The following is a 25512-nucleotide window of genomic DNA, read 5'->3' on the forward strand; positions in this document are numbered from 1 at the left end:
AATAAAAAAAGGTCTGTAAATACAGACCTTTTTTTATTACATGTTCTAAATCTAAATCTAAATCTAAATTGAGCCAGAAATAAATTCTAACGCTCCTGTGATCACAGCCACTTGAGCCATAATACAGTTTTCGTCATCAACTCGCGGGCTATCAGGATAAACTTCGGTTGTTGTTTTATATTCGGCATCTGTCATACCCATACACAAACCTAATGGACGAGCATCGTATTCAATAACCCCAAACTGCTGTAACGGTGCGCCTATCAAGCAACCCGTTTCATCTGCAGGGGCAATATGAGTGACCTTTTCAACAGACTTGATAATTGCTTCTTGAAATTCAGGCTGCGGATTTTGAGAATCAGCAACTAGATAAAAACCATCTGGGATATTCCAGTTTTTTTGCTCAATATCGTCTCTTGCAGATAGTGCAGGGCGAAATTCTGAATTATCCGTATCAGTCGTTTCATGTAAATCGATATGACAAATAGGATTAATGTTGTTGTGCTTTAAATACTGCATTAACAACGTCGCCTCTTGAGCTTTAGACCCCTCAAAAAACGAGCGATTTGGGTCGACGGCAAGCGGGTTCCAACGGTTTATCGTTTCGTAACCCCAAGGGCTTACGCAAGGTGCAATTATAAAATTATATTTTGATTCATAATGCTCGGCATGAGCAAGAGCAAACCTTAGCGCCCCTTGAACACCACTGGTTTCATAACCGTGCACACCGCCAGTGATCAATATCGTTGGCAGTTCATCACGCCAGTGAACGGATTTAATAATAAACAACGGATAATTATCAGCATCTTTGACAACAGGCAAGTCGGCATACTTTAAATAACCGTATTCTTGCGTTTCAAACTGTGCTGGCAAGTTTGCCAGCTTAGCAACAACGTGCTCTTGATATGAACGTTTAACTAATTGTTTAGCTAACCATTGATGCTTTTCTGCATCGCCCCATTTTTTACCAGGCGTGCCAATTGGATAAACTTGGTCAGTCATGTTACTTAACTTCCTCTCCAGCGGCTTGTTTGTCTGCGTGATAACTAGAACGTACAAATGGACCAGAAGCAGCATGTTTGAAACCTAATTCATCTGCTTCTTTTTTGAAAATATCAAATTCTGCAGGTGGAACATAACGCTCTACAGGTAAGTGATGTTTACTTGGCTGCAGATATTGACCAATAGTCAACATATCCACATTGTGCTCACGAAGATCTTTTAATACGGCAATAATTTCGTCGTTTGTTTCACCTAAGCCAACCATAAGACCAGATTTAGTATCTACTTCAGGATGCATTTCCTTAAAGCGCTTTAATAAGTCCAATGACCACTTATAATTCGCACCTGGACGCGCCAGTCGATAAAGTCGAGGTGCTGTTTCTAGGTTATGATTAAATACATCTGGTGGTGCAGTCGATAAGATTTCAAGCGCTGTATCCATGCGGCCACGGAAGTCAGGTACTAGAATTTCAACTTTAATACCAGGGTTATGCGCTCGAATAGCTTTTACGCAGTCTGCAAAGTGTTGTGCTCCGCCATCACGTAAATCGTCACGATCCACCGAAGTGATAACAACATATTTAAGACCCATTTCTTTGATGGTTAGTGCTAATTTCTCTGGCTCTTGAGCGCTTGGCGGTAATGGTCGGCCATGAGCAACATCGCAAAACGGACAACGACGTGTACATATATCGCCTAAAATCATAAACGTTGCTGTACCATGATTAAAGCACTCAGGAAGATTTGGGCATGATGCCTCTTCACATACAGAACTTAATCCTTGGCTACGCATCGCTTTTTTGATGTTATCAATCTTTTCACTAGATTTTGGCAAACGAATTTTTAACCAGTCTGGTTTACGTAACATGGTGTCACGCTCAGAAGGCATTATTTTTACAGGGATTAACGCCATTTTTTCAGCATCGCGCAATTTTACGCCTGCGGCTAACTTAGATGTTTTAACGGTTGTCATACTGCTCTCTTTTCTGTCAGCATTAAGTCTGGTAAACCTTGCTGATAGTCAATGTTAGAAGCGCCAAGCGCGATTGCCAATTTTTCAGTTAACGGCGTTGCAGCTTCTTGAATAGTTTTTGGACCACTTACCTGACTGGTTTGTACCATCTCCAATCCGGCATACCCACACGGGTTAATTCTTAAAAACGGTGTTAAGTCCATGTCTATATTTAATGCAAGACCATGAAAACTACATCCACGTCGAACCCTAAGTCCAAGTGATGCTACTTTTTTTTCATCAATATACACGCCGGGTGCGTCTTTTTTTGCATAAGCTTTAATACCAAACTCGCCAAGAGTGTCAACAATGGCCTGTTCAATGATGGTGACAAGATCACGCACGCCAATTTTTTTTCGACGCAAGTTAATCAGGAGGTACACCACAAGTTGCCCGGGCCCGTGGTAGGTAACTTGTCCACCACGGTCAACTTTAACAACAGGAATGTCACCGGTATTTAATAAATGTTCTTCTTTACCGGCTTGACCTTGGGTAAACACAGGATCGTGCTCAACAATCCAAAGCTCATCAATTACTGAGTCGTCACGATTGTCGGTAAACGACTGCATGGATTGCCAAATACTTTGGTAATTACCAGTATCAATTTGTCGAATAACGATGTGGTTATTTAAGTCTGACATAAAAAGGTACTAATTACAGAACGACTCGGACAAGATCAATATTGCCCAGCTCGTTGTAAACTAATTCCATATGTTCTTTACTTTCTACCTTTACGCTAATCGACACTGACTTATAGTTACCCTTGCTACTCGGCTTCTCTTTTGGGACAAAGTCACCTGGCGCAATTTCTTGAAGCACTTCAACAATTTTTATTGTTAACTCTTCGTGAGCAACACCCATAACCTTAAAAGTTTGGTGACAAGGGAAGTCTAAAAGTTCGTCAAATTTTGTATCTTTTACTGTCATTATATAACCCTTTAAAAAAAGCCTTCCCTAGACTTATTACTCAATAATAGTTTTATAGTTCAAATTTTTTGCGGAAGTAGTCAGTTACTCTTTTGAACAAACCACCTTCGTTTACTTGATCAAGTGCAACTAGCGGATACGTTGTTACAACATCATCTTCGATTTTTAGTGTTAAAGTGCCAACAACTTCGCCCTTGTTAATAGGGGCTTCTAGTGGTTTATCAAGTGTAAACGACGCTTTTAGTTTTTCACGGTAACCGCGAGGAATAGTAATCGGCGTGCTCTGATTGATGCCTAAACGAACTTGGTCTTTATCGCCCATATAAATTCGTTGTTTAGCAAACTCAGTTCCGGCTTCGTATGCGGTAAGTGTTTCGAAAAATCGGAAGCCATAATTAAGTAACTTTTTACTTTCTACTTTACGTCCACGCTGGCTATCTGCACCCATTACAACCGAGATTAAACGCATTCCGCCTTCAGTCGCAGAAGCAACCAGTGAGTACCCTGCAGCATCAGTGTGACCTGTTTTGATGCCATCGACATTTAAACTTTTATCCCACAGCAAACTGTTACGATTGATTTGCGAAATATTGTTGTACGTGAAGTCTTTTTCTTTGTAGATTGCATATTCTTCAGGTACGTCACGAATTAATGCAATACCAATTTTTGCCATATCACGCGCTGTTGATAAATGACCATCAGCCGTTAAACCGTGGCTATTTACAAAATTAGAATCAGTTAAGCCAATATCGGCACCATACAAATTCATAAGTTGTGCAAATTGCTCTTCACTACCAGCTATGTGCTCGGCCATGGCAACACAAGCGTCGTTGCCTGATTGAATAATAATGCCACGATTTAAATCAGCAACAGACACTTCTTTGCCAACTTCGATAAACATTTTTGAAGACTCAGGAAAGTTTTTTGCCCAAGCGTTACGGCTTACAGTTACCATATCGGTTAGTGCTATGTTGCCTTTTTGGATTTCTTTACCAATAACGTAGCTCGTCATCATTTTGGTTAAGCTTGCTGGGTTGAGGAGCTCATCAGCATTGCTCTCTGCTAACACTTTACCCGTATCAAAATCCATTAAAATGTAGGCTTTTGCATTAACCGACGGTGGGTTAGGTACAAGTACTTTAGCCTCTGCAAAATACGATAGAGCGAGGGACGAAATACTAACCAAAGAAATTAAAAATTTATTCATTGTGTTCCATTCATTTTTTATTGCTGAAAGAAAGAAAATTAAGGGCGGTATTATCCATGTACGGACGGTAAGTGTCCAGTTTATGGCGCTAATACGCTCTCTAGATTTACGGTCTGATATCCAAACTGTTTAATTTTTTGTACTAAGTCGTCAGCCATCAGTTTATCTTTAAACGGACCAAATATAACCTTATGTTCCTTATCTTGCTCAAACAAGGTGGCATCATGGTTTAACATTAGCGTTAAACCCTTTAACGACTCCTTCGCCTCTGATTCGTTTTTAAAACCAGTAAGTGCGACCTGATATAGACTATTTTCGGTAATAAAAGGTTCCTGATCTGGCAGAATTAATTCAACTTTAACGTCTGCCGTACCATTATCATAAACGCCAATTTTAAACGCCGCCGCATAGGATAAGTCAATTATTCTATCTTGGTGGAATGGACCGCGATCATTTACACGAACAATGGCAGATTTATTATTTGCTAAATTGGTTACTTTTACATAACTAGGTAATGGCAATGTTTTATGCGCAGCTGACATACTAAACATATTATATACTTCACCGTTGGAGGTGAGATGACCATGAAATTTTTTACCATACCAAGAGGCCGTTCCTTGTTGTGAAAACGGCTTGCGCTCTTTCATTGGGGTATAGTGCTTGCCGAAAACCTTGTAGGGTAGGTTACCTCGCCCAACTGGCTCGTGAATAACTTCTGGGTCTTGTTGTTCCGTTAAAGTGGGTGGGCGCACAGGAGCGCTATCATGCTTATCTGCGTACCTGCCTGAAGGGGCGCAACCTTGCAATACTATTGAGCCAACAATTAGTGCTAGTGATCCTGTTAGCAACTGCATTTGATTCATTTTATGTGCTCGCTAATAAACGTTTGTTTGTACCAATAGCCATTAAAATACCGAAGCTTGCCATTAATGTCACTATTGAAGTGCCGCCATAACTTACGAGAGGGAGTGGCACACCAACGACAGGTAGCAGCCCCGACACCATGCCGATATTTACAAATAAATACACGAAAAAAGTTAGGGTTAAACTACCCGCTAATAATTTTGTAAACGCTTCTTGAGCACGTGATGCGATTTGCATTCCTCGCAGAATGATAAAAGCATAAACAGCAAGCAGAAGTAACACGCCGATAAAACCAAATTCTTCACTAAAAACAGAAAATATAAAGTCAGTATGACGTTCCGGCAAAAATTCAAGTTGTGACTGAGTTCCTTGAAGCCAACCTTTACCGTCTGTACCACCAGAGCCAATCGCGATTTTTGATTGAATAATGTGATAACCAGAGCCTAGAGGATCGCTCTCTGGGTTTAAAAAGGTTAACACTCTTTGTTTTTGGTAACCATGCATTAAGTAAAACCACAGAATCGGCAAAAAAGCACTCACAGATATTGCAAGGCCTAAAAGAACTCTAATACTTAGTCCAGCTAAAAACATTACAAAAAAGCCGCTACTTGCAACTAATAATGATGTTCCCAAGTCAGGTTGCTTAGCGATTAAAAGGGTAGGAGTGGCGATGATAATAAAGCCCCACACGGTATTTTTAAAACTTGGTGGAAGGGTATATTTACTAAGGAACCAAGCCATCATCATAGGTAAAGACAATTTCATTACTTCTGAAGGTTGAAACTTAATTACGCCTAAATTGAGCCACCTTTGTGCGCCTTTGCCCATATCGCCGACAAGCAAAACCGCGATTAACAAAATAACGCCAGCCGCAAAAATATGGGGGGCCCACTTTTGATAGGTAAAAGGCGATATTTGCGCAACTAATAACATGACAAACAAGCCTAAACCCATACGAATCATCTGTCTGACGACCATATCCATACTTTGACTACCTGCACTGTAAACAACAAAAAGGCTGATTGTCATTAGCGTTAAAATACCAGCAAGCAAAGGTAAATCAATATGGAATCTAAAGAATAATGAACTTCGTCTGCGTTCGTTTTCTGTTTTAGCCACCGGCATTCTCCTCTTCCGTCACTGCTACTTCATTACTTATATTTATGACTTCACTAGAGATAGTTCTTTTGTTTGCAACACCAAGCGCAAAATACATATCCATCATTTCACGGGCAACGGGAGCTGCATTTGCACCGCCACCTCCGGCATTTTCAACCGCGACCACAATTACTATGGTTGGATCGTCATAAGGAGCATAACCAACAAACATAGCGTTATCACGTCTGCGTTCGCTAACCTTCTTTTCGTCGTACTCTTCATCCTCACCTAGACTAAATAATTGGGCTGTTCCTGTTTTTCCAGCAGCGGTATATACGGCACCGGCAAACGCACCACGCCCAGTTCCATCGGAGGCATTAACAGTCTCATACATAGTGTCTAAAATGGTGTCCCAATGTTTTGGGTTACTAATTTCGATTTTAGGCCTTTTTCTAATAGGCGTAGGCTCTAATTTACCATCGTTATTAATAGCGCTTACCACTTTCGGCTCTATTACTTCACCTTTGTTAACCAAGACTGAAGTCGCCATTGCCAACTGAATCGGAGTCGCAGTCCAGTAACCTTGACCTATTCCGACTGAGATAGTGTCCCCTTGGTACCAGGGCTGCCGTACCTTTTCTCGTTTCCATTCTCTTGATGGCATGGTTGCTCTGTATTCTTCCTGAATATCAATACCGGTATAACCGCCAAAGCCAAACTTTGATATAAAAGGGCTTATCTCATCTATACCCAAGCGGTATGCTAAGTCATAAAAATAAATATCACAGGATTGTTTGATGGCTGTTTCTAAATCAACCCAGCCATGTCCGCCGACTTTCCAATCACGAAAGTTACGTTGTGTTTCAACGTTAGGAAAACGCCAATAGCCGGGATCCCAAACCGTAGTCGTAGCGGTGACTAAGTTTTTATGCAACCCTAATAACGCTAATTGCATTTTAATGGTTGAGGCAGGCGGGTACTGACCTTGTGTTGTTCTATTGAGCATTGGTTTATCTTTAGAGTTTAAGATAACCGAATAGTCTTTTTGCGATATGCCAGTAACAAATAAGTTGGGGTCGTAGCTAGGATTTGAATACAGAGCCAAAATAGCGCCATCACGTGGGTCCATCGCCACAACTGCACCACGGTTATTACCTAGAGACTTTCTTGCTTGTTCTTGCATTTCCACGGCTATCGCTAAATGTAAGTCGGTGCCTGGTTTTGGAGGTTCGATACTAAGTTGTCTTAATACGCGACTACGATGGTTTACCTCTACTTCTTCACTTCCTGTCGTGCCATGTAATTCTTTTTCATAAAAGCGTTCTAGACCTAGTTTACCGATACTGCGTGTTGCCGCGTAGTTTTGTAGTTGCTCAGTCGCTTCTAATCGATTTAAGTCGCGTTTATTAATTTTGCCTACATATCCCAAAACATGCGTCATAGCGTCTGCATAAGGATAGTGTCGGTTTAAACGAGCCTCTATCGAGACGCCCGGAAAAAGGTGCTGTTTAACCGAGAATTCAGCAACTTCTTGCTCAGTCAGTTTTGTTTTTATCGGAATACTTTTAAAGCGACGTTGATACTTTATTACCCGCTTAAAGTGTTCAACTTGTTCATCAGGGATATGTGCTATCTTTTGCAGTTCGTTTAACGTCCAGTCCATGTCTTTAACCGACTCAGGGACAATCTCAAGTGAAAAACTAGGTTCATTAGCAGCAAGTATTTTTCCATTTATGTCGCGGATGACACCTCGGTTTGGCGGCACTGGTTGGACTTTAATACGGTTGTCGTTAGAGCGAGTTTGGTAGGTTTGGTATTTATTAATTTGTAAATAATAGAGATTGGCTATTAACACTCCCATCAAAAGGGCCACTGCAATTAAAGCGACAATTGCTCGCCTAGCAAATAGTATTGCTTCGGCGGTATGGTCTTGAATTCGATAGGAGTTTCTGCGCATAGTTATTCGCGATGGTAGGGGTGATTATTATTCAAGCTCCAAGCCCGATATAAACTTTCTGCTACAACAACGCGCACTAATGGATGAGGTAATGTTAATGCTGATAGTGACCACTTTTGTTCAGAACGCTCAATACAAGCGGGAGCTAACCCTTCTGGACCACCAACAAGTAAACTAACGTCCCGGCCATCCATTTGCCAACTAGACAGTTGTTTCGATAAGTCATGTGTAGTCCATGGCTTACCGGTAACCTCAAGTGTAACAATACGGTTAGACTTGGGCACCGCCGCTAACATTTTTTCGCCTTCAATATCAAGAATGCGCGCAATGTCGGCATTTTTCCCGCGTTTTCCAGGACTTATTTCAATTAACTCAAATGAACAGTCCCTTGGGAATCGGCGTTGATATTCCTGAAAACCTGCAGTAATCCAGTCCGGCATTTTGTTGCCTACGGCGACCAATTGTATTTTCATAGTGGATTAATTGCTCGATTTCTGCCAAAGCTTCTCTAATTGATAAAAATCACGAGTCGCATCCTGCATAACATGTAAAACCACTGGTCCCATATCAACTAAAACCCATTCACCTTCTTGCATGCCTTCTTGGCCAAGCGCAGGGTTGTCAGTTTGCTTAGCTTCCAATAAAACATGATCGGCTATCGACTGAACGTGTTTTTTTGACGTACCAGAGCAAACAACCATGTAGTCTGTAATTGATGATGTTTCTTTTACATCAAACGTCATCACGTCTTTGGCTTTTAAGTCATCTATTTTGTCTAATACGAAATCTAATATTTGTTTATTTTGCAAAACGTTTTTTACTCTCAGAAGGAAAATTTTTGGACGACCATTCTACCTGTGTAAGTACTTTTAGTACAGCGCTTACGCGACTAATCTAAGTCATGTAACTTCAGTTTTTGGTCTAGTTGTCCGGTTAAAAAGTCTTTCAGCATCACCCAGTCTGCAGCTAAACTATACAGTGGGTAATCAAATGTTGCTGGCCTATTTTTCTCAACAAAAAAATGCCCGACCCAAGCAAAACCATAACCTAAAAAAGGCAATAGCAGTAAATATAGAAATTGACTTGTAAGAAGCGCATAAAGAGCAACCAAAATAACGGACAAGCTACCTACATAATGCAAACCTCGGCATACAGGGTGTAAGTGCTCTGATAAATAGTATGGATAGAACGCTTTAAATGTTGTTATTTTTTGCATAAAAATTACTTTTATTTTTGTCTAAACATTAATGTGCCAGATACATTACCAATTTGAATATCTGTTAACGCCTGATAGTTATCGCCATCAAATAAAGGTTTATTTTTTTCTTTAGTAACAAAAATCGCAACGCCTTCACTAATCTCACTTTCATTAACTATTGAATCAACTGCTTTTACTAAATATTGGCCTAGACCATGATGTTGATGGTCAGGGTGAATCGCGATGAAAGTTAACAAATGATAGTGTTCATGCGGAATAGCGGCGGCCACACGTTTTTCCTTTTCTATCATGTTTTGTGTACTTAAATATCCAGCGTGTAGCATCATTTTTAAACGCCAATGCCAAAAACGTTCAGGCTCTAGCTCTCGCTGAGGTTCAATTAAACAGGCTACACCTAATAAATGCTCTCCAGAAAATAGGCCTATCATAGGCTGTTGAGTTTGCCAAAAAGCACCAAGTTCTTCGCGAATCGCACTTCTAAGACGCTTGTCGTAGTCTGGCTTGTCACCATCGAAGATTTCTTTAAAAACAGGGTCTTCGTGATAGGCAACATATAATAACGACGCCGCTAAATTAATATCTTCCGCGGAAAGCAAAATAGCTTTAATTGAATTATCTTCACTTAGTTGTGCAGTTGTACTCATTGGCATTAAATACTCTTTGTTGTTGTTATTTTAACCAACTTAGCAATATCTTTTATATTAGCCAAGAATATTTTGCGTGTTAACGTTAAAAGCACTACTTTAATATTAAATACTTTTATTTGAAATAAGGGGTTTTGTATGGATATGTCTCAACATTCGATATCGGGTTTATTTGAACAATTAGGTTTAGATGGCACACGAAGTGGTATTTACCACTTTGTTAAAGAACACAATATTCCAGATGATGTGACCATTGACGAGGCTTCATTTTGGAGTGCATCGCAAGCGTCATTTCTAAAAGACTCGCTAGAATCAGATGGTGATTGGAGCGAAATTGTTGATCAACTAGATGCAATGCTGCGGAAGTAAAAAGAACCAGGTGAATACAAACTCTAGGTTATTTGGGCAGTTTTATTAGATGTAAAAAGGAGCGGTTCACGCTCCTTTTTAATTGACCTATACAGTACACGTCTATTTAGTCGACGTAAAACTTCTGTTTGAATTTGATGTTTTCAGTTCGATTACCACGTTGTACATCAATCGAAAAATTAAATATTTCTTCGTTGCTGTATTTTAGTTGAGCCAAGTAATAAATAGACTCTCCTTCCTCAACCTTTTTAAACTCTAATTGCGTCGTTTGCCCTAATAAGTTTCTAGCCGTTCCAGTAAGACTAACGTTTTGCGCTTGTTGTGAGCTAGTTTCCAGCACCGAGATGTTAATAAGCGCCATATATCGACTACGTTCGAGTTGGTAGCTTCTTGCCGTCTCTGGCTTGATAAAGGCACTAGGAAACGCAATATAGTGTATATCCCAATTACCTTTGGTAATTTTTTGCTCTGCCATAGATAATCCAGAAAACAGCAGGCTGGCAACTAGAACTAGTAAAGTAAGTAGTGTTTTTTGCACGCTATTCTCCAATTATAAAAGTCGAGTTAATAAGTCATTAAAAAGTAATTGCAAGAATTGTAAGCCAATTAAAAACACTAGTAGACTGAGATCTAAACCGCCTAACGGAGGAATAACTTTTCTTACTGGTGCTAGTAGAGGTTCCGTGAGTTGATGCAATAATGCCTCAATAGGGTTGTAACCCTGACTAATCCAACTCAATATCGCTCTAATAATGGTGACCCAAAATAATAGGCTAAACACCTCTTTTACAACTGATATTAATGACGCTATGAGCAAACCAATCCACGGAAAAGACTCGCCAAAAACAAGTTGTAACGTGGTTACTTTTGCAAACGCAACTATAAAAATCAGCAATACGCCGGCCCAGTCAACACCACCAATACCCGGAATAACGCGCCTTAGAGGGATCAAAACAGGATTGGTCGCTTTAACAATAAATTGACTCACCGGATTATAAAAATCAGCACGGACGAGTTGTAACCACACTCGTAAAATCGCGACCATTAAATACAGGTCAAATAAGGTGTTAATTAAAAACTGAGTAGCTTGCATATTATAGTTGACTCATCTCTTGTGCTCTTGTTACTGCAGCGTCAAGCGCTTCATCAACAATAGCTTGTAATTTTTTATCGTTAAATACGTGCAGGGCTGCAGCCGTAGAGCCCCCAGGTGAAGTTACATTTTCTCGTAGCTCAGCAAAACTCTTGTCTTTGTTGAATGTCATCTTTGCGGCACCAATAGCTGTTTCTTGTACCATGATGTTTGCAACGTCATCGCTAAACCCAAAAGCTTTTGCTTTATTTGCCATCGCTTCCATAAATGCAAAAAAGTAGGCAGGTCCAGATCCTGATACAGCCGCAAGCTGATCAATTTCAGCTTCAGATTTTAACCATACAGCGGCACCAACATGCTCAAACAACTCAGTCGCTATTTGTTTATCTTGCTCTCGTATAGAAGCGTTATATTTGTTTACGTCTGAACCTAAATATAAACCAGAAACTCCATGACCAACTAATGATGGGGTATTGGGCATGCAACGAACAAACCTAACATTGCCAATAATATCGGTGTAACGCTTCACTAATAAACCCGCAGCTACGGTAATGACTAACTTACCTGAGAAGTCTGCACCACCTTCGACAAGATCACTCAATACATCTGCCATCATTTGTGGTTTTACGCCAAGAATAATAACGTCGGCCTGTTGGATTGCTTGTTGATTGTTTAACTCTGTTTTTATGCCAAATTTTGCTTTTAGCGCTTGTTGTTTTTGTTCGGTTCTATTTGTGGCAATTATTTGTGATGGTGAAACGCCACTGTTAACCATACCACCAATGATAGCGCCTGACATGTTGCCCGCGCCGATAAATGCATATGTAATATTTGTATTTTGAGTCATTAAAATCCCATAGTTATTATTGGTTTAACTTACCCTCGGGCCAAAAATAGCGGTGCCCAAACGAATCATGGTACTGCCAAATAATATAGCATCTTCCATATCAGCGGTCATGCCTAAGGATAACGTATCTATGCTTATATGTTTATGCTGCAACTGTAAAAAACAAGTGTGTAGCGCTTGAAACTCTTTATTTTGTATACTTTTGTCTTCATAAGCATCTGGGATTGCCATTAAACCTCGAACAGTTAATGATTTAAACTCGCGGAGCTCATCTATAAAGCTATCAACGTCTTGTAACGGTATTCCTGCTTTAGATGGCGATTGTGAAATATTAACTTGCACTAAAATATTGAGTTTTTTCCCCAGTGCCTGGCAATGCTGATCAAGTCGTTTGGCAATCTTAACCCGGTCGATACTATCTACCCAGTGAGCATTCTGTGCAACAATAGCAGTTTTATTACTTTGAATAGGGCCAATAAAGTGCCATTCAATACCCTGAAGCGACTGCAGTTGCTGCGCCTTTTCTTGTAGCTCTTGTGCGTAGTTCTCTCCAAATTTTCTCTGGCCAGCGTCATAGGCTTGTTGAACTTTATCACAGGACATCGTTTTACTAACCGCAATCAGAGAAACGTCGTTGACCTGTCGCCCAGCTTTTTGTATTGCAATCGTCATTTTATCGTGGGCAGTTGCCAGCCGATTTGCTATGGTAATGTTAACGTTATTTTCGGACATAAATTTGTCTTAGTTATTTAATAGGTTAGCCATATGGATATTACTGAATTACTTGCCTTTAGTGTGCAACATAATGCTTCAGATTTACACCTTTCAGCAGGTACTCCTCCAATGATACGAGTTGACGGTGACGTCAGACGAGTAAACATACCGGCATTAGATGCTAGAGAAGTACAATCGCTTATTTACGATATTATGAATGATAAACAGCGTAAAGAGTACGAAGAAAACTTAGAAACGGATTTTTCTTTTGCAGTTCCTGACCTCGCTCGTTTTCGTGTTAATGCATTTAACATGGATAGAGGCGCAGCTGCCGTGTTTAGGACTATCCCATCAGAAGTATTAAGTCTAGAAGATATTGGCGCCCCTGATATTTTTAAAGATATAGCGGAAAACCCTAGAGGACTTGTTTTAGTTACTGGTCCAACGGGATCGGGTAAGTCAACGACGTTAGCGGCAATGATTGATTACATCAATACTCAGCGCCACGACCACATATTGACCATCGAGGATCCAATCGAATTTGTGCATCAAAATAAGCAAAGTTTGATTAGTCAGCGAGAAGTACATAGAGATACACTTAGCTTTAGTAACGCCTTACGTTCTGCTCTTCGTGAGGATCCAGACGTTATTCTTGTTGGTGAATTACGAGATTTAGAAACTATCAGACTGGCAATGACAGCCGCGGAAACCGGCCACTTGGTTTTCGGCACACTACATACAACATCGGCACCAAAAACTATCGACCGTATTGTCGACGTATTCCCAGGTGATGAAAAAGACATGGTTCGTTCTATGTTATCTGAGTCGTTAAGAGCAGTAATATCGCAAACACTTTGTAAAAAAACCGGTGGCGGTCGAGTTGCGGCTCATGAAATTATGATTGGTATTCCAGCGATTCGTAACCTTATCCGAGAAGATAAGGTCGCGCAGATGTATTCATCGATTCAAACGGGAGCAGCGCACGGCATGCAAACTATGGATCAATGTTTATTGAACCTGATGAATAGAGGTTTGGTGAGTAGAGAGCACGCTCAAGCAAAAGCTCATGATAAAAATTTATTCAGCCAAGGGTTTGGCGGCGGATTCTAGGAGTAAAATATGGAATCGATGGAGCAAATATTTAATAAAATGGTGGCGGAAAAAGCGTCAGACCTTTTTATTACAGCTGGACTACCCATAAGTGCAAAGATCAATGGTGAGTTAACACCATTAGATCATGATGCTTTAACTGAGTTTGAAGCAGAACGACTCGTTCGCAGCTGCATGTCAGATAAACAACAAAATGAATTTGATACTGAAAAAGAATGTAACTTTGCCGTAGCAAACGATGCAGGACGTTTTCGTGTTTCAGCCTTTTGGCAAAGAGATAATGTCGGCATGGTGGTTCGCCGAATTGTGACTAACATTCCTGATGTAGATGAGCTTGGTTTACCAGCGGCGTTAAAAGACGTCATTATGGCAAAGCGTGGTCTTGTATTGTTCGTTGGTGGTACTGGCACAGGTAAGTCAACTAGCTTGGCAGCTTTATTAGGTTACCGAAATCGTAATTCCAAAGGACATATCTTAACAATAGAAGATCCAATCGAATTTGTTCATGAACATAAACGATGCATGATAACACAACGTGAAGTTGGCATAGATACACCATCTTTTGAATCGGCGTTAAAGAGCTCATTACGACAAGCGCCAGATGTGATTCTGATCGGTGAGATTCGATCGCAAGAAATAATGGAATACGCTCTATCATTTGCGGAAACTGGGCACTTGTGTGTTGCTACGTTGCACGCGAACAACGCGAACCAAGCAATAGATCGCATTATGCATTTGGTACCAAAAGAAAAGCACGACAAACTTAAATATGACTTAGCGTTAAATTTAAAGGCGATCGTTGCCCAGCAACTTATTCAAACGAGTGATGGAATGGGACGAGTGGCTGCAATCGAAGTTTTATTAAACTCGCCTATGGTAGGTGAACTAATTAAAAAAGGTGATATTTCTGGTATCAAAGAAGTGATGGCGAAATCAAAAGAGTTTGGTATGCAAACTTTTGATCAGGCGCTGTTTAACCTTTACCAAGAGTCTCGAATTAGTTATGCCGATGCTTTGCACCATGCAGATTCGCCAAATGACCTACGCCTAATGATAAAATTAAGGAATAATGAGCAAACCGGTTCAGGTTTCCTTCAAGGTGTTACCGTCGATGGCATTCAAAAAGACGATTAATGTAATGAATTAGATAACAAAATAAAAAACCGAGATAATCATCTCGGTTTTTTTGTACTTAACGCTTAGGGTCGCCGGCCTAAATTAATAGGCCATGCTTTAAGCTAAAGTGTTTTTTGCGTAGCAGATGTTGCTGAACTAGTTGCTGCAGACGCGCCTGCAGTTCTAGCCGATACGACAACTTTAGCACGGTTCTCAGTTGGCATTGCAGATGGCGTAGGACCTTCCGTTTTGCTTGCCGGAGCAGGCTTAGTCATAGGGGCACTAGCTGTTCCTTTGTATACCGGTGTTAGGCTAGCTGGCTCGTGCAATACTTTATCAACAGTCTGTTCTACAGGTGTAGGGTGAGTATGATTTTCTTCAAACTCAGTATCTGTAGCAGGATAACGACTTTCTACTACTTCATCCGCTTCTTTTTCCAAGTTAACGTTTGGTTTGTTGGCGTCAACCGAACTGTCAACCGAGCTTTCAACTGGAGTATCAACAGAAACTTCTTGCTCGTCTTTCACCTCAGACTTTTCAGATGTTGACTCAACCGCATCAACATTTATATCTTCAGCTTTAACGGCTTCAGTGTTTGAAGTTTCAGCCACAGCTTCACCGGCCTTTTGTTCTTCAACTGGCTGTGATAACTGAACGTCATTGTTAACAACTTCATCAGCTTTATCTAAAGATGAGTTCTCATCAGAGGCTTGAACTTCAGAAGGCGCTACTTTTGATTTTACTGCATTTCTACGCGACTCATTTTTCGTGCTGCTTGTTGATAAAGGCTTTTTACGCACTTTAACAGCTGGTTTAGTCGTTTCGCGTTGACTTTCGTTATTAGTCTCAACAACGGCATCTTCGCTGACGGTAGCTTCAATCGCCGTATCAACATTTTTGACAGATGTTTCTACTTTAGCTTGTTGAGTCTCTACCGCATTAGTGGCAACCGGCACCGTTTCCAGTTTCTCGTTTACCAAGGCGCTATCCGCTGAAGACGCTACTTTTGTATTGTCTTCCGTTTTCTCAATACGAACCTTCTTGCGATTACTGCGACGCTTACGACGTTCTTGAAGCTTTTCTTCTTTTGGTGCAGGTGCTTGAGAAGTCTGTTCATTACTTGTCTTTTCGTTGTTTTCAACCTTTTTGCGAGATTGATTGCGAGGATTTTTAGCTTTTGGACGTTTGTTATCCGTACGCTTATCATCATTGCTCTCTACGCGGTCGTTACGAGACTCAGCATCTTTTGTCTTGTCTTTATCCTGCGAACGATTACGAGTATTTCGGTTTCTATTTTTATTATTGTTACGACGATTGCCGTTACGATCATTTTTATCGTTACGGTCGTGTTTACCTTTGCCTTGAGGTTTGTTTTTACCCGACTTCTGTTTGTCAGACTCTTCAGATGAGAATAAGTCGCTTACAAACTTGGCTATCGTTGCAAATAAGCTAGGACCTTTTTCTTTACTTTCGGCTGGCGCTGAAACCTGTGGTGCTGGAGCTACAGGTGCAGGAGCCGCAGGAGTTGCAAAACCTTTTAATACAGGTTGTTCAATCTCTTTTTTCATAGGCACAACGATTTCTTTTACAAAATCATTTTGCTCAGGCTGTTTCACCATTTTAAAGCTAGTATCAGCAAGTTCTTCATCAACACGAACGCGCAATACTTCGTAGTGCGGTGTTTCTAAATGAATATTAGGAATTATAACAACGCTAACGTTATTGTTTTTCTCTATATGACGAACCGCATCACGTTTCTCATTTAGTAAGTAAGACGAAACAACAACTGGAACTTGAGCTTGAATTTGAGCTGTGTTCTCTTTAATCGCTTCTTCTTCAATTAAACGAAGGATAGAAAGAGCTAAAGATTCGTTAGAACGAATTGTGCCTTGACCGTCACATCGAGGACAAGTGTGCTGACTTGCATCTCCTAGTGAAGGGCGTAAACGCTGACGAGACATCTCAAGTAAACCGAAACGACTTATCTTACCTATTTGAACACGAGCTCTGTCTTGCTTTACGCTGTCTTTTAAACGGTTCTCAACATCACGTTGATGTTTAGGTGGTGTCATATCGATAAAATCAATAACTAAAAGACCGCCCAAGTCGCGAAGACGTAATTGACGAGCAATTTCTTCAGCGGCTTCTAGGTTAGTATTTAAAGCAGTTTCTTCAATGTCACTACCTTTAGTTGCTTTTGACGAGTTAATGTCAATTGAAACTAATGCTTCGGTAGGGTCAATTACAATTGATCCACCTGATGGTAAACGAACTTCGCGTTGGAAAGCAGATTCAATCTGCGACTCAATTTGATAGTGCGTAAATAGAGGGACTTCGCCTTGGTAAAGTTTGACACGCTCTAGGAAATCAGGGCGGAATAGTTCAATGTGACTTTTGGCTTCATTAAAAACATTTTGGTTATCAATAATGATTTCACCAACATCGCGTTTTAAATAATCACGAATTGCACGAAATACAACGTTGCTTTCTTGGTGAATTAAGAAAGGAGCAGGTCGGCTATCAGCGGCTTGCTGAATAGCATCCCAATGAAGAAGTAGGGCACGTAAATCGTATTCTAACTCTTCGTAAGATTTACCAACACCTGCAGTGCGCACGATTAAGCCCATGCCTTTAGGTAATTCAAGCTTACTTAACGCTGCTTTAAGCTGTGTACGCTCATCGCCTTCGATGCGACGTGAAATACCGCCGGCACGAGGGTTATTAGGCATAAGTACTAAGTAGCTACCAGCGACACTGATAAAAGTAGTTAAAGCTGCGCCTTTTTGGCCGCGCTCTTCTTTATCAATTTGGATGATTACTTCTTGACCTTCTTTAACAACTTCTTTGATGTTTGGACGACCACTAAATTTGTAGTCTGAAGGGAAATAATTGCGGGCAATTTCTTTAAGTGGCAAAAAGCCGTGGCGGTCGGCACCATAATCAACAAAAGCCGCTTCTAAGCTAGGCTCTACTCGAGTGATGGTACCTTTATAGATGTTGGCCTTTTTCTGTTCGTGGCCTGGGCTTTCTATGTCCAGATCGTACAGTTTTTGACCATCAACCAACGCAACACGCATTTCTTCTTGTTGCGTGGCATTAATTAACATGCGTTTCATGTATGTAGCTCTTCTTTTAGTAGTAGGCCACATTCCATTAATGTTCGATGCACTTGAATACACCTCGACACTGTGTAGTTTCTCAACTAGTTGTCTGTCAAATTGCAATCATCTCGACTGTAATTAAAGGTTTATCAATTCCAAATTTTTAGAATTCTGTCTGTGCCATTATCGTAAACAAAACGGGAATGGTGGCACTGGTTAAATAGACGCCTCGATTTGACTGGTCTGAACGGTTAAAGAAGAGGGCAATATGTTACTCGCATTACCTTACTTAAGTGGCGTGGAGGTTTGAGGTCTGGTGTTCGTTATTCGGTATGTTTGTTAAAAATGAAAGATAAACATACTCGTCTAATTCTGATATCATCGCGGCCTCAAACCCTGCTCCGTTACATGACTCTTACGTTCATTACGTGAGGCAGTTCAATCAGTTGCTTTATAAGCAGAGCTATTATCGACGTGAAAGTGGATTATAGCAACTGAAATTAAGCGATTAGTTGAATAAAATTATTATATTTGTGAGTGAATCAAAGACTATGTCAGAAAAAGCGATAAATTTCCCGAAAGTGCAACAAATTGAAATCGATGATGTTCATGAGGGACAACGCATAGATAACTTTTTGATCACCTTGTTAAAAGGGTGCCCTAAAAGCGTAATTTATAAGATTCTTCGCAAAGGCGAAGTGCGTGTTAATAAAGGACGTATTAAACAAACTTATAAACTTCAACTTGGCGATATAGTTCGTGTACCACCGGTGCGAGTCAAAGAAGAAAGTGAGGGCATCTCTGCTGGGTTAAGCTCAGTGCAAGCATTAGAAAAAGCCATCATATTTGAAGACAAATCTTTAATAGTTATGAATAAGCCGTCTGGCATCGCAGTTCATGGCGGTAGCGGTGTTAGCTTTGGCGTTATAGAAGGGCTTAGAGCCTTACGCCCAAAAGAAAAAATGATGGAATTAGTGCATCGCCTTGATAGAGATACATCAGGTATTTTACTGATCGCTAAAAAACGTTCTGTTTTAGTTTCCCTGCATGAGCAATTAAGAATTAAAACGATGAACAAGGTTTATTGGGCTTTGGTCAAGGGACATTGGTCAGAAAAACAAAAGTCAGTTCAAGAGCCGTTGAAAAAAATTACCACTAAATCGGGAGAACGATTAGTCATAGTGGACCGAGAAGAAGGTAAAAAGTCATGTACCTTATTTTCAGTATTAAGTAATTTTAAAGACTGTAGTTTAGTTGAGGCTCGTCCTCAAACTGGGCGTACCCACCAAATTCGTGTGCACACTGCTTGTCAAGGGCATATGATTGCATGTGATGATAAATATGGCGACAGAGAGTTTGATAAGTCTATGAAAGAGGTAGGCTTAAACCGTTTATTTTTGCACGCCAAAGAGATTTCATTTTTTCACCCTTTATCAGAAACGACGATGCGTTTTGAAGCGCCTCTTCAGCCTGAATTAGAGAAGGTTTTACAAAAGCTTGGTGAACAGGCAATGGAAGTGTAGCGTAACGGCGTTAACGTAATTAATTAACAAAGCAACATTAAACTACAATTGGCAATGTTGCTTTGTTGTGCTTTTTTTAGTTTGTTCTGCTCTTTTAAGATTTGTTCTGCTGTTTAAGAACCGAGTAATCTATTTTCTCTAATAACGAAACTAATTTAATTAATGGTAGGCCAACGAGCGAATTTGGATCATCTCCTTGTAGCTTATCAAATAAACAAATTCCTAAAGCTTCACTTTTAAAGCTTCCTGCGCAGTTATAAGGCGTTTCTGCGCGTAAATAAAACTCAATCATCTCTGCCGTTAAATTTTTAAACGATACTTTAAAGGGTTCTACTATTGTGTTTGTAATACCAGAGTTTGTGTCTATAACCGATAAGCCTGTTAAAAATGTTACAGTTTGACCCGAAAATTTAGTTAACTGAGCAACGGCATTTTCATGGGTATGTGGCTTTCCAAGAATTTCATCATTAAATACGGCGACTTGATCAGAACCAATAACAATTGAATCTTTGTGGCGAGCAGCGACAGCTTGTGCTTTTAACAAAGCCAGTCTTGCAACTAATTCTTCTGGTGTTTCATTATTTAATGGCGTTTCATCCACTTCAGGTTTGTCAGTTAAGAATGAGAGATTTAATTTTGACAGGATTTCTTTTCTAAACGGAGAGGTGGAGCCTAAAATAATTGTACGCGTTTCTTTATTACTCATAATGATTCTTTTTTAATCTGTTTCAAAGCGGTTAACTAAATATACGCTATTTTATACGTCTAATTTCTATTTTTTAAAGGAATAAGGTCATTTTCTTTTGACTCTAAGTTCCCTTCACTATAATATGCGCGCCCTATGCAAACGGTAAAAATTCCTCTCTCGATCGAGCCAGCGAAAGCTGCGTTAAAACGAATGACCTATGACGGTATAATCGTCAAGGGTAATCTGTCACGTCTAAACGAAGTGGCGGAAGTATTAACAGATCACGTGGATGTATCTATTGAATGTGGAGTTGATCCTCAGAATTTAGTTGTCATTCAAGGTAGTGCGACTGCTAGCTTAGAGCTAACATGTCAACGTTGTGGTAAAGGACTGGAGACAGAGGTAACAGCTGACTTCGTTTATACGCCTATACGTAATGCGGCTAAAGAAAGTGAAGATCCAATACCAGAAGCATATGATGAAATTGAATTAGACGAATTTGGCGCTATTAGCCTTGTTCATTTAGTTGAAGACGAATTAATGTTGGCGCTGCCTATTGTAGCAATGCATGAACCAGAAGACTGTGAACTTGGTAACAAGAACATGACCTTTGGTGAGTTAGCGCCAGAAGCAACGGTGCAGGAAAAACCTAATCCGTTTGAAGTATTAAAAAAACTTAAAAACTAGGAGACGGCAATGGCGGTTCAAAAAAGTAAGAAGTCCCGTGCTAGACGTGGCATGCGTCGTTCACATGATGCATTAACTATCGAAAATTTGTCTGTAGATCAAACGACTGGTGAAACTCACCGTCGTCATCACATGACAGCAGACGGCTACTACAAAGGCCGTAAAATTAAGTAAGGCTTAGCCTAGACTTAATATGCGTGATATCCACATCGCGCTTGATATGATGGGGGGCGATTATGGCCCCCGATCTACTATTCCTGCAGCCATCAAAGCTGTAGAAGATTACCCCTATTTGCATCTTTATCTCTGTGGTCATTCACAAAGCATTCATAGCGCACTATCAAAGCAAAACGTATTAGGCCATCCTCGACTTTCAGTCGTTCATTGTGAACAAGTTGTTAATCAAGACGAAAGACCCGACCTCGCTTTACGCAAAAAACCTAACTCATCCATGAGAAAAGCACTCGAGTTAGTAAACGAAAAAAAAGCAGATGCTTGCGTCTCAGCGGGCAATACCGGAGCTTTATTGGCGATTGCGAGATATGTATTAAAAACATTACCTTCAATTAAACGCCCAGCGCTCATTAGTGCATTGCCAACATACGAAGACGATAAAGTATTGTTATTAGACTTAGGTGCCAATATTCACCATTGTTCTGACACGTTATTCCAGTTTGCCGTAATGGGATCGGTTATGGCAAAAGAAGTGGAAGGTATCGATAATCCTCGTATCGCCTTATTGAACGTAGGTGAAGAAGACATAAAAGGTGCAGAGCACTTAAAACATACTGCTGAAAAGTTAATGCAGTGTGAGCACATCAACTATGTAGGTTTTGCTGAAGGGAACGATATATTTGCAGGGAAAGCAGACGTCATTGTATGCGACGGTTTTGTAGGAAACGTTGCATTAAAAACAATTGAAGGCGTAGCAAAACTTATTATCTCTAAATTGCGAGCCATGAGTGAAAGCTCATTTTTCAGCAAAATCATGATTGGCATACTCATGCCAGGTATAAGAAAACTCTTTTCAAAGATGAACCCCGACCACTACAACGGCGCTAGTCTGATAGGATTGCGCGGAATTGTTGTCAAAAGTCATGGCAATGCCTCTTCAAAAGCCTTCTACAGTGCAATTAAAGAGGCAATTAAAGAGTCTCAACGTCAAGTTCCAGCTAAAATTAAGGACAAAGTTGAGGTGATGTTAAAAGCCGATGACTAAATGAATTAGTCTATAAGACAAACTGAGAGGTTTCATGTTTTCAAAAATTATCGGCACGGGTAGCTATTTTCCATCGCAAATTCGCTCTAATAAAGACTTAGAGAAAATGGTAGAGACAAGTGACGATTGGATCACAGAAAGAACTGGCATAAAAGAACGCCGGATTATGGATGAGACCGATACGGTATCAAGTATGTCCACCAAAGCCGCTAAAAAAGCATTAGAAATGGCCGGTATTGACGCTTCTGAAATTGACTTAGTTATTGTTGGCACAACAAGTCATGCACGAGCATTCCCATCTGCAGGTTGTGAAGTTCAAAGAGATCTTGGTATTCCTTCTGGCGTCCCTGCTTTTGATGTAGCGGCTGCATGTTCTGGCTTTTGTTACGCATTAAGTATTGGCGATACCTACATAAAAGCGGGTACAGCCAAAAAAGCATTAATCATTGGTGCCGATTGTTTAAGTCACCTTATGAGCCCAACCGACCGAAAAACAATTGTGTTATTTGGCGATGGTGCCGGAGCAGTTATTATTGAAGCGACCGAAGAACCTGGTATTTTATCTACTCATATTCATGCTGATGGCAATGCGTCGGAATTGTTAAAGGCAGAGATGCCTGTACGAGGCAAAGAAGAATCAGTACATGAGGCATGGGGACACATGGAAGGTAATCAGGTATTTAAAGTAGCAGTGACTAAGTTATCTGAAGTAGTTGAGACAACCTTAAAACTAAATAAAGCAGAGAAATCTGACATTGATTGGTTAATACCTCATCAAGCTAACATGCGAATTATTTCAGCGGTTGCTAAAAAGCTTGATATGAGTATGGATCAAGTAGTAATAAATCTAGATAAATATGGTAATACGTCTGCGGCTACCGTTCCAACAGCGTTAGACGAAGCAATTCGAGATGGCCGTATTAAACGTGGGCAGACTCTATTATTAAATGCGTTTGGTGCAGGCTTTACTTGGGCCTCTGCGCTTATAAAATACTAAAAATAAATCCGTAAAGAGATCAAATAAAATGACAAAAGCAATTGTATTTCCTGGGCAAGGTTCACAAAGCGTAGGGATGTTATCTGAATTATATGAAGCGTCTGCTGTCGTACAAAATACATTTAAAGAAGCGTCAGATGCCCTTGGTTATGATATGTGGGCTTTAGTATCTAAAGACAGTAGTGAACAACTAAACAAGACTGAATTTACTCAACCTGCATTATTAACATGCTCAGTTGCCATTTGGCGCGATTATATTGCCAAAGGTGGCGAACTTCCCGCATATCTAGCCGGTCATAGTCTAGGAGAGTACTCTGCACTTGTATGTGCTGAAGTAATTTCTTTAGCAGATGCTGTTTTGTTAGTGCAAAAGCGTGGTCAATATATGCAACAGGCAGTTCCAGCCGGCACAGGTGCAATGGCAGCTATAATAGGTCTAGATGATGAACTAGTGAGTAAAGCTTGTACAGACAGTGCACAAGGCGACGTGGTGGCACCTGTTAATTATAACTCTCCTGGTCAAATAGTCATCGCGGGTGAAAAAGCGGCAGTTGAACGAGCTATGGTATTAGCTAAAGAATTTGGTGCGAAGCGAGCGTTACCGTTGCCTGTCTCGGTACCATCACACTGTGAGTTAATGAAACCAGCAGCTGATAAATTGGCTGCTGATTTAGAACAATTAAAATTTAATACGCCTGTCATACCAGTTATAAATAATGTAGACGTAGCAACGCCGAATAGCGGTGAAGACATTAAATTGGCGTTAGTCAAACAGCTATATAGCCCAGTTCGATGGACTGAAACTATTCAGCAATGTCATAAGCTAGGCGTTTCTGATGTTATCGAATTTGGTCCTGGTAAAGTCTTAACAGGGCTAGGTAAACGTATTGAGAAATCGATTAATTATAGTGCCGCGAATGATACGGCCACACTAGCAGCTGCTGTTGCTGAATAATAAAAGGGAAAAAATATGTCTTTATTTAGCTTAGAAGGCAAAGTAGTACTTGTTACAGGTGCTTCTCGTGGAATTGGCAAAGCCGTTGCGGAAACTTTGGTAGAGCAAGGTGCAAAGGTTGCAGGTACTGCTACATCGGAAAGCGGCGCACAAAATATCTCAGAATACTTAGGTGAAAATGGAAAGGGTTATGCACTGAACGTGACCAATCCTGATTCGATTAAAGAAACGTTAGATGCAATTAAGTCGGATTTCGGAGATGTAGACGTATTAGTAAACAATGCCGGTATCACTCGCGATAACTTGTTAATGCGAATGAAAGACGATGAATGGGCCGATATTATTGAGACAAACTTAACCTCAATATTTCGACTGAGTAAGGCTGTAATGCGACCTATGATGAAAAAACGTCATGGTCGAATCATCAATATTGGTTCAGTCGTTGGTACGATGGGAAATGCAGGCCAAGCAAATTATGCGGCAGCGAAAGCGGGCGTGATCGGTTTTTCTAAATCGTTAGCAAAAGAGATCGCTTCTCGTGGTATTACCGTAAACGTAGTGGCTCCAGGGTTCATAGATACGGATATGACAAAAGCGTTAGATGATTCACAACGCAAGGCTATTGCAGATCAAGTTCCAGCAGAACGTCTAGGTGACCCAAAAGAGATTGCAGCTACTGTTGCTTTTTTAGCGAGTAATGAAGCTGGTTATATTTCGGGCGAAACTATTCACGTAAATGGCGGCATGTATATGGTATAAACGTCGATCTTGTAGACATTTTGACGTTAACTTACTCGAATCTACTGATGAGGTTCGACCACCGGCAGATATTAAATAATAACTTGAACACGTCGATGAGTGTATTTACACTACGACACATAAAAATTACTTAAAAAAGAAAAAAGGAAAATAACATGAGCATAGAAGATCGCGTAGCTAAGATCGTAGTAGAGCAACTAGGCGTTAAAGAAGAAGAAGTAAAAGCTGAATCTTCTTTCGTAGATGATCTTGGTGCAGATTCTCTTGACACTGTTGAATTAGTAATGGCGCTTGAAGAAGAATTTGATACTGAAATTCCTGACGAAGAAGCTGAAAAAATCACAACAGTTCAATCAGCAATTGACTACATCAAAGCTCACGCTGAATAAGATTTGTTTTTAAAA

29 protein-coding genes are annotated in these 25512 nt (G+C 40.4%); 11 read left to right on the top strand and 18 right to left on the bottom strand.

Features of this window, described 5'->3' with window-relative positions; translation table 11 throughout:
• Positions 1 to 63: 63 nt before the first annotated feature.
• From J9318_RS06865 to J9318_RS06920, 12 genes are all read right to left on the bottom strand, one after another.
• Positions 64 to 1002 (bottom strand): M14 family metallopeptidase, encoded by a 939-nt coding sequence (locus J9318_RS06865; RefSeq protein ID WP_210562294.1) that lies wholly within the window; start codon positions 1000 to 1002, stop codon positions 64 to 66.
• Between the two features lies 1 nt (position 1003).
• The gene (gene lipA / locus J9318_RS06870; protein WP_210562295.1) at positions 1004 to 1975 is read right to left on the bottom strand and encodes a lipoyl synthase; all 972 of its coding nucleotides are present in this window, start codon (positions 1973 to 1975) and stop codon (positions 1004 to 1006) included.
• The gene (gene lipB, locus J9318_RS06875; protein WP_210562296.1) at positions 1972 to 2655 is read right to left on the bottom strand and encodes a lipoyl(octanoyl) transferase LipB; all 684 of its coding nucleotides are present in this window, start codon (positions 2653 to 2655) and stop codon (positions 1972 to 1974) included. Before lipB ends, lipA begins: the two co-directional genes overlap by 4 nt.
• Before the next feature lie 13 nt (positions 2656 to 2668).
• Positions 2669 to 2941 (bottom strand): DUF493 family protein YbeD, encoded by a 273-nt coding sequence (ybeD, locus tag J9318_RS06880; protein WP_210562297.1) that lies wholly within the window; start codon positions 2939 to 2941, stop codon positions 2669 to 2671.
• A gap of 52 nt (positions 2942 to 2993) precedes the next feature.
• Positions 2994 to 4148: a serine hydrolase gene (locus J9318_RS06885; protein WP_210562298.1), complete on the bottom strand. Its 1155-nt coding sequence runs from the start codon at positions 4146 to 4148 to the stop codon at positions 2994 to 2996.
• Between the two features lie 80 nt (positions 4149 to 4228).
• Positions 4229 to 5011 carry a septal ring lytic transglycosylase RlpA family protein gene (locus J9318_RS06890; protein ID WP_342345696.1) on the bottom strand — a complete coding sequence of 261 codons (783 nt, stop codon included), beginning with the start codon at positions 5009 to 5011 and terminating at the stop codon, positions 4229 to 4231.
• A gap of 1 nt (position 5012) precedes the next feature.
• Complete coding sequence (rodA, locus tag J9318_RS06895) at positions 5013 to 6131, bottom strand: rod shape-determining protein RodA (protein WP_244731970.1); 1119 nt, start codon at positions 6129 to 6131, stop codon at positions 5013 to 5015.
• A complete protein-coding gene (gene mrdA, locus J9318_RS06900; protein WP_210562300.1) occupies positions 6124 to 8067 on the bottom strand; it encodes a penicillin-binding protein 2 in 1944 nt (647 codons plus the stop codon). Before mrdA ends, rodA begins: the two co-directional genes overlap by 8 nt.
• Before the next feature lie 2 nt (positions 8068 to 8069).
• Positions 8070 to 8540: a 23S rRNA (pseudouridine(1915)-N(3))-methyltransferase RlmH gene (gene rlmH / locus J9318_RS06905; RefSeq protein ID WP_210562301.1), complete on the bottom strand. Its 471-nt coding sequence runs from the start codon at positions 8538 to 8540 to the stop codon at positions 8070 to 8072.
• A gap of 6 nt (positions 8541 to 8546) precedes the next feature.
• The gene (gene rsfS, locus J9318_RS06910; protein ID WP_210562302.1) at positions 8547 to 8876 is read right to left on the bottom strand and encodes a ribosome silencing factor; all 330 of its coding nucleotides are present in this window, start codon (positions 8874 to 8876) and stop codon (positions 8547 to 8549) included.
• Between the two features lie 80 nt (positions 8877 to 8956).
• A complete protein-coding gene (locus J9318_RS06915) occupies positions 8957 to 9283 on the bottom strand; it encodes an Mpo1-like protein (RefSeq protein ID WP_210562303.1) in 327 nt (108 codons plus the stop codon).
• Positions 9284 to 9294: 11 nt separating this feature from the next.
• Positions 9295 to 9936 (bottom strand): GNAT family N-acetyltransferase, encoded by a 642-nt coding sequence (locus J9318_RS06920; RefSeq protein WP_210562304.1) that lies wholly within the window; start codon positions 9934 to 9936, stop codon positions 9295 to 9297.
• A 132-nt stretch (positions 9937 to 10068) separates the two neighbouring features.
• Here J9318_RS06920 and J9318_RS06925 point away from each other — a divergent pair, with 132 nt between their 5' ends.
• Entirely contained in the window at positions 10069 to 10299 is a 231-nt protein-coding gene (locus J9318_RS06925; RefSeq protein ID WP_210562305.1) for a DUF2789 domain-containing protein, read from the top strand.
• 106 nt (positions 10300 to 10405) lie between these two features.
• Here J9318_RS06925 and J9318_RS06930 read toward each other — a convergent pair whose 3' ends face one another.
• From J9318_RS06930 to J9318_RS06945, 4 genes are read right to left on the bottom strand one after another with little or no spacing between them, the layout of a single operon-like run.
• Positions 10406 to 10837 (bottom strand): DUF4426 domain-containing protein, encoded by a 432-nt coding sequence (locus tag J9318_RS06930; RefSeq protein ID WP_244731973.1) that lies wholly within the window; start codon positions 10835 to 10837, stop codon positions 10406 to 10408.
• Positions 10838 to 10849: 12 nt separating this feature from the next.
• Positions 10850 to 11392 (bottom strand): YggT family protein, encoded by a 543-nt coding sequence (locus J9318_RS06935; RefSeq protein ID WP_210562306.1) that lies wholly within the window; start codon positions 11390 to 11392, stop codon positions 10850 to 10852.
• 1 nt (position 11393) lies between these two features.
• The gene (gene proC, locus J9318_RS06940; protein ID WP_210562307.1) at positions 11394 to 12239 is read right to left on the bottom strand and encodes a pyrroline-5-carboxylate reductase; all 846 of its coding nucleotides are present in this window, start codon (positions 12237 to 12239) and stop codon (positions 11394 to 11396) included.
• Positions 12240 to 12263: 24 nt separating this feature from the next.
• The gene (locus J9318_RS06945) at positions 12264 to 12971 is read right to left on the bottom strand and encodes a YggS family pyridoxal phosphate-dependent enzyme (RefSeq protein ID WP_210562308.1); all 708 of its coding nucleotides are present in this window, start codon (positions 12969 to 12971) and stop codon (positions 12264 to 12266) included.
• A 33-nt stretch (positions 12972 to 13004) separates the two neighbouring features.
• Here J9318_RS06945 and J9318_RS06950 point away from each other — a divergent pair, with 33 nt between their 5' ends.
• Together J9318_RS06950 and J9318_RS06955 are read left to right on the top strand one after the other, a co-directional pair.
• Positions 13005 to 14063: a type IV pilus twitching motility protein PilT gene (locus tag J9318_RS06950; protein ID WP_210562309.1), complete on the top strand. Its 1059-nt coding sequence runs from the start codon at positions 13005 to 13007 to the stop codon at positions 14061 to 14063.
• Between the two features lie 9 nt (positions 14064 to 14072).
• Entirely contained in the window at positions 14073 to 15197 is a 1125-nt protein-coding gene (locus tag J9318_RS06955; RefSeq protein ID WP_210562310.1) for a PilT/PilU family type 4a pilus ATPase, read from the top strand.
• Positions 15198 to 15301: 104 nt separating this feature from the next.
• Here the strand turns inward: J9318_RS06955 and rne are convergent, their stop codons facing one another.
• The gene (gene rne / locus J9318_RS06960; RefSeq protein WP_210562311.1) at positions 15302 to 18295 is read right to left on the bottom strand and encodes a ribonuclease E; all 2994 of its coding nucleotides are present in this window, start codon (positions 18293 to 18295) and stop codon (positions 15302 to 15304) included.
• Positions 18296 to 18831: 536 nt separating this feature from the next.
• Between rne and rluC the strand changes: the two genes are divergently transcribed.
• Complete coding sequence (gene rluC / locus J9318_RS06965) at positions 18832 to 19803, top strand: 23S rRNA pseudouridine(955/2504/2580) synthase RluC (protein WP_210562401.1); 972 nt, start codon at positions 18832 to 18834, stop codon at positions 19801 to 19803.
• A gap of 94 nt (positions 19804 to 19897) precedes the next feature.
• On the opposite strand, the gene J9318_RS06970 is transcribed toward rluC, so the two are convergent.
• Positions 19898 to 20509, bottom strand: a complete 612-nt coding sequence (locus tag J9318_RS06970) for a Maf family protein (protein WP_210562312.1) — start codon at positions 20507 to 20509, stop codon at positions 19898 to 19900.
• 135 nt (positions 20510 to 20644) lie between these two features.
• On the opposite strand from J9318_RS06970, the gene yceD reads away from it, so the two are divergent.
• From yceD to acpP, 7 genes are all read left to right on the top strand, one after another.
• Positions 20645 to 21178: a 23S rRNA accumulation protein YceD gene (gene yceD, locus J9318_RS06975; protein WP_210559241.1), complete on the top strand. Its 534-nt coding sequence runs from the start codon at positions 20645 to 20647 to the stop codon at positions 21176 to 21178.
• A 9-nt stretch (positions 21179 to 21187) separates the two neighbouring features.
• Positions 21188 to 21352, top strand: a complete 165-nt coding sequence (rpmF, locus tag J9318_RS06980) for a 50S ribosomal protein L32 (protein ID WP_208832017.1) — start codon at positions 21188 to 21190, stop codon at positions 21350 to 21352.
• Between the two features lie 19 nt (positions 21353 to 21371).
• Positions 21372 to 22397, top strand: coding sequence for a phosphate acyltransferase PlsX (gene plsX, locus J9318_RS06985; protein WP_210559242.1), 1026 nt, complete (start codon positions 21372 to 21374; stop codon positions 22395 to 22397).
• Between the two features lie 34 nt (positions 22398 to 22431).
• Positions 22432 to 23394 carry a beta-ketoacyl-ACP synthase III gene (locus J9318_RS06990; protein ID WP_210559243.1) on the top strand — a complete coding sequence of 321 codons (963 nt, stop codon included), beginning with the start codon at positions 22432 to 22434 and terminating at the stop codon, positions 23392 to 23394.
• Between the two features lie 28 nt (positions 23395 to 23422).
• Positions 23423 to 24349, top strand: coding sequence for an ACP S-malonyltransferase (fabD, locus tag J9318_RS06995; protein WP_210559244.1), 927 nt, complete (start codon positions 23423 to 23425; stop codon positions 24347 to 24349).
• 15 nt (positions 24350 to 24364) lie between these two features.
• A complete protein-coding gene (fabG, locus tag J9318_RS07000; protein ID WP_210559245.1) occupies positions 24365 to 25108 on the top strand; it encodes a 3-oxoacyl-ACP reductase FabG in 744 nt (247 codons plus the stop codon).
• A gap of 155 nt (positions 25109 to 25263) precedes the next feature.
• Entirely contained in the window at positions 25264 to 25497 is a 234-nt protein-coding gene (gene acpP, locus J9318_RS07005; protein ID WP_210559246.1) for an acyl carrier protein, read from the top strand.
• The last annotated feature ends 15 nt before the right edge of the window (positions 25498 to 25512 follow it).

The sequence above is a fragment of the Psychrosphaera aestuarii genome (assembly GCF_017948405.1).
In the GTDB taxonomy this organism is placed as follows: Bacteria; Pseudomonadota; Gammaproteobacteria; order Enterobacterales; family Alteromonadaceae; genus Psychrosphaera; species Psychrosphaera aestuarii.

Bases quoted from the DNA above. Each gene is read 5' to 3' on its own strand.
- proC (WP_210562307.1), bottom strand. From the start codon at position 12,239: ATGACTCAAAATACAAATATTACATATGCATTTATCGGCGCGGGCAAC.
- J9318_RS06950 (WP_210562309.1), top strand. From the start codon at position 13,005: ATGGATATTACTGAATTACTTGCCTTTAGTGTGCAACATAATGCTTCA.
- J9318_RS06970 (WP_210562312.1), bottom strand. From the start codon at position 20,509: ATGAGTAATAAAGAAACGCGTACAATTATTTTAGGCTCCACCTCTCCG.
- rluC (WP_210562401.1), top strand. From the start codon at position 18,832: ATGTCAGAAAAAGCGATAAATTTCCCGAAAGTGCAACAAATTGAAATC.
- J9318_RS06945 (WP_210562308.1), bottom strand. From the start codon at position 12,971: ATGTCCGAAAATAACGTTAACATTACCATAGCAAATCGGCTGGCAACT.
- lipB (WP_210562296.1), bottom strand. From the start codon at position 2,655: ATGTCAGACTTAAATAACCACATCGTTATTCGACAAATTGATACTGGT.
- rlmH (WP_210562301.1), bottom strand. From the start codon at position 8,540: ATGAAAATACAATTGGTCGCCGTAGGCAACAAAATGCCGGACTGGATT.
- yceD (WP_210559241.1), top strand. From the start codon at position 20,645: ATGCAAACGGTAAAAATTCCTCTCTCGATCGAGCCAGCGAAAGCTGCG.
- ybeD (WP_210562297.1), bottom strand. From the start codon at position 2,941: ATGACAGTAAAAGATACAAAATTTGACGAACTTTTAGACTTCCCTTGT.
- rne (WP_210562311.1), bottom strand. From the start codon at position 18,295: ATGAAACGCATGTTAATTAATGCCACGCAACAAGAAGAAATGCGTGTT.
- J9318_RS06920 (WP_210562304.1), bottom strand. From the start codon at position 9,936: ATGCCAATGAGTACAACTGCACAACTAAGTGAAGATAATTCAATTAAA.
- J9318_RS06915 (WP_210562303.1), bottom strand. From the start codon at position 9,283: ATGCAAAAAATAACAACATTTAAAGCGTTCTATCCATACTATTTATCA.
- plsX (WP_210559242.1), top strand. From the start codon at position 21,372: ATGCGTGATATCCACATCGCGCTTGATATGATGGGGGGCGATTATGGC.
- J9318_RS06890 (WP_342345696.1), bottom strand. From the start codon at position 5,011: ATGAATCAAATGCAGTTGCTAACAGGATCACTAGCACTAATTGTTGGC.
- J9318_RS06925 (WP_210562305.1), top strand. From the start codon at position 10,069: ATGGATATGTCTCAACATTCGATATCGGGTTTATTTGAACAATTAGGT.
- acpP (WP_210559246.1), top strand. From the start codon at position 25,264: ATGAGCATAGAAGATCGCGTAGCTAAGATCGTAGTAGAGCAACTAGGC.
- mrdA (WP_210562300.1), bottom strand. From the start codon at position 8,067: ATGCGCAGAAACTCCTATCGAATTCAAGACCATACCGCCGAAGCAATA.
- lipA (WP_210562295.1), bottom strand. From the start codon at position 1,975: ATGACAACCGTTAAAACATCTAAGTTAGCCGCAGGCGTAAAATTGCGC.
- rpmF (WP_208832017.1), top strand. From the start codon at position 21,188: ATGGCGGTTCAAAAAAGTAAGAAGTCCCGTGCTAGACGTGGCATGCGT.
- J9318_RS06885 (WP_210562298.1), bottom strand. From the start codon at position 4,148: ATGAATAAATTTTTAATTTCTTTGGTTAGTATTTCGTCCCTCGCTCTA.
- J9318_RS06990 (WP_210559243.1), top strand. From the start codon at position 22,432: ATGTTTTCAAAAATTATCGGCACGGGTAGCTATTTTCCATCGCAAATT.
- fabG (WP_210559245.1), top strand. From the start codon at position 24,365: ATGTCTTTATTTAGCTTAGAAGGCAAAGTAGTACTTGTTACAGGTGCT.
- J9318_RS06935 (WP_210562306.1), bottom strand. From the start codon at position 11,392: ATGCAAGCTACTCAGTTTTTAATTAACACCTTATTTGACCTGTATTTA.
- fabD (WP_210559244.1), top strand. From the start codon at position 23,423: ATGACAAAAGCAATTGTATTTCCTGGGCAAGGTTCACAAAGCGTAGGG.
- J9318_RS06865 (WP_210562294.1), bottom strand. From the start codon at position 1,002: ATGACTGACCAAGTTTATCCAATTGGCACGCCTGGTAAAAAATGGGGC.
- J9318_RS06955 (WP_210562310.1), top strand. From the start codon at position 14,073: ATGGAATCGATGGAGCAAATATTTAATAAAATGGTGGCGGAAAAAGCG.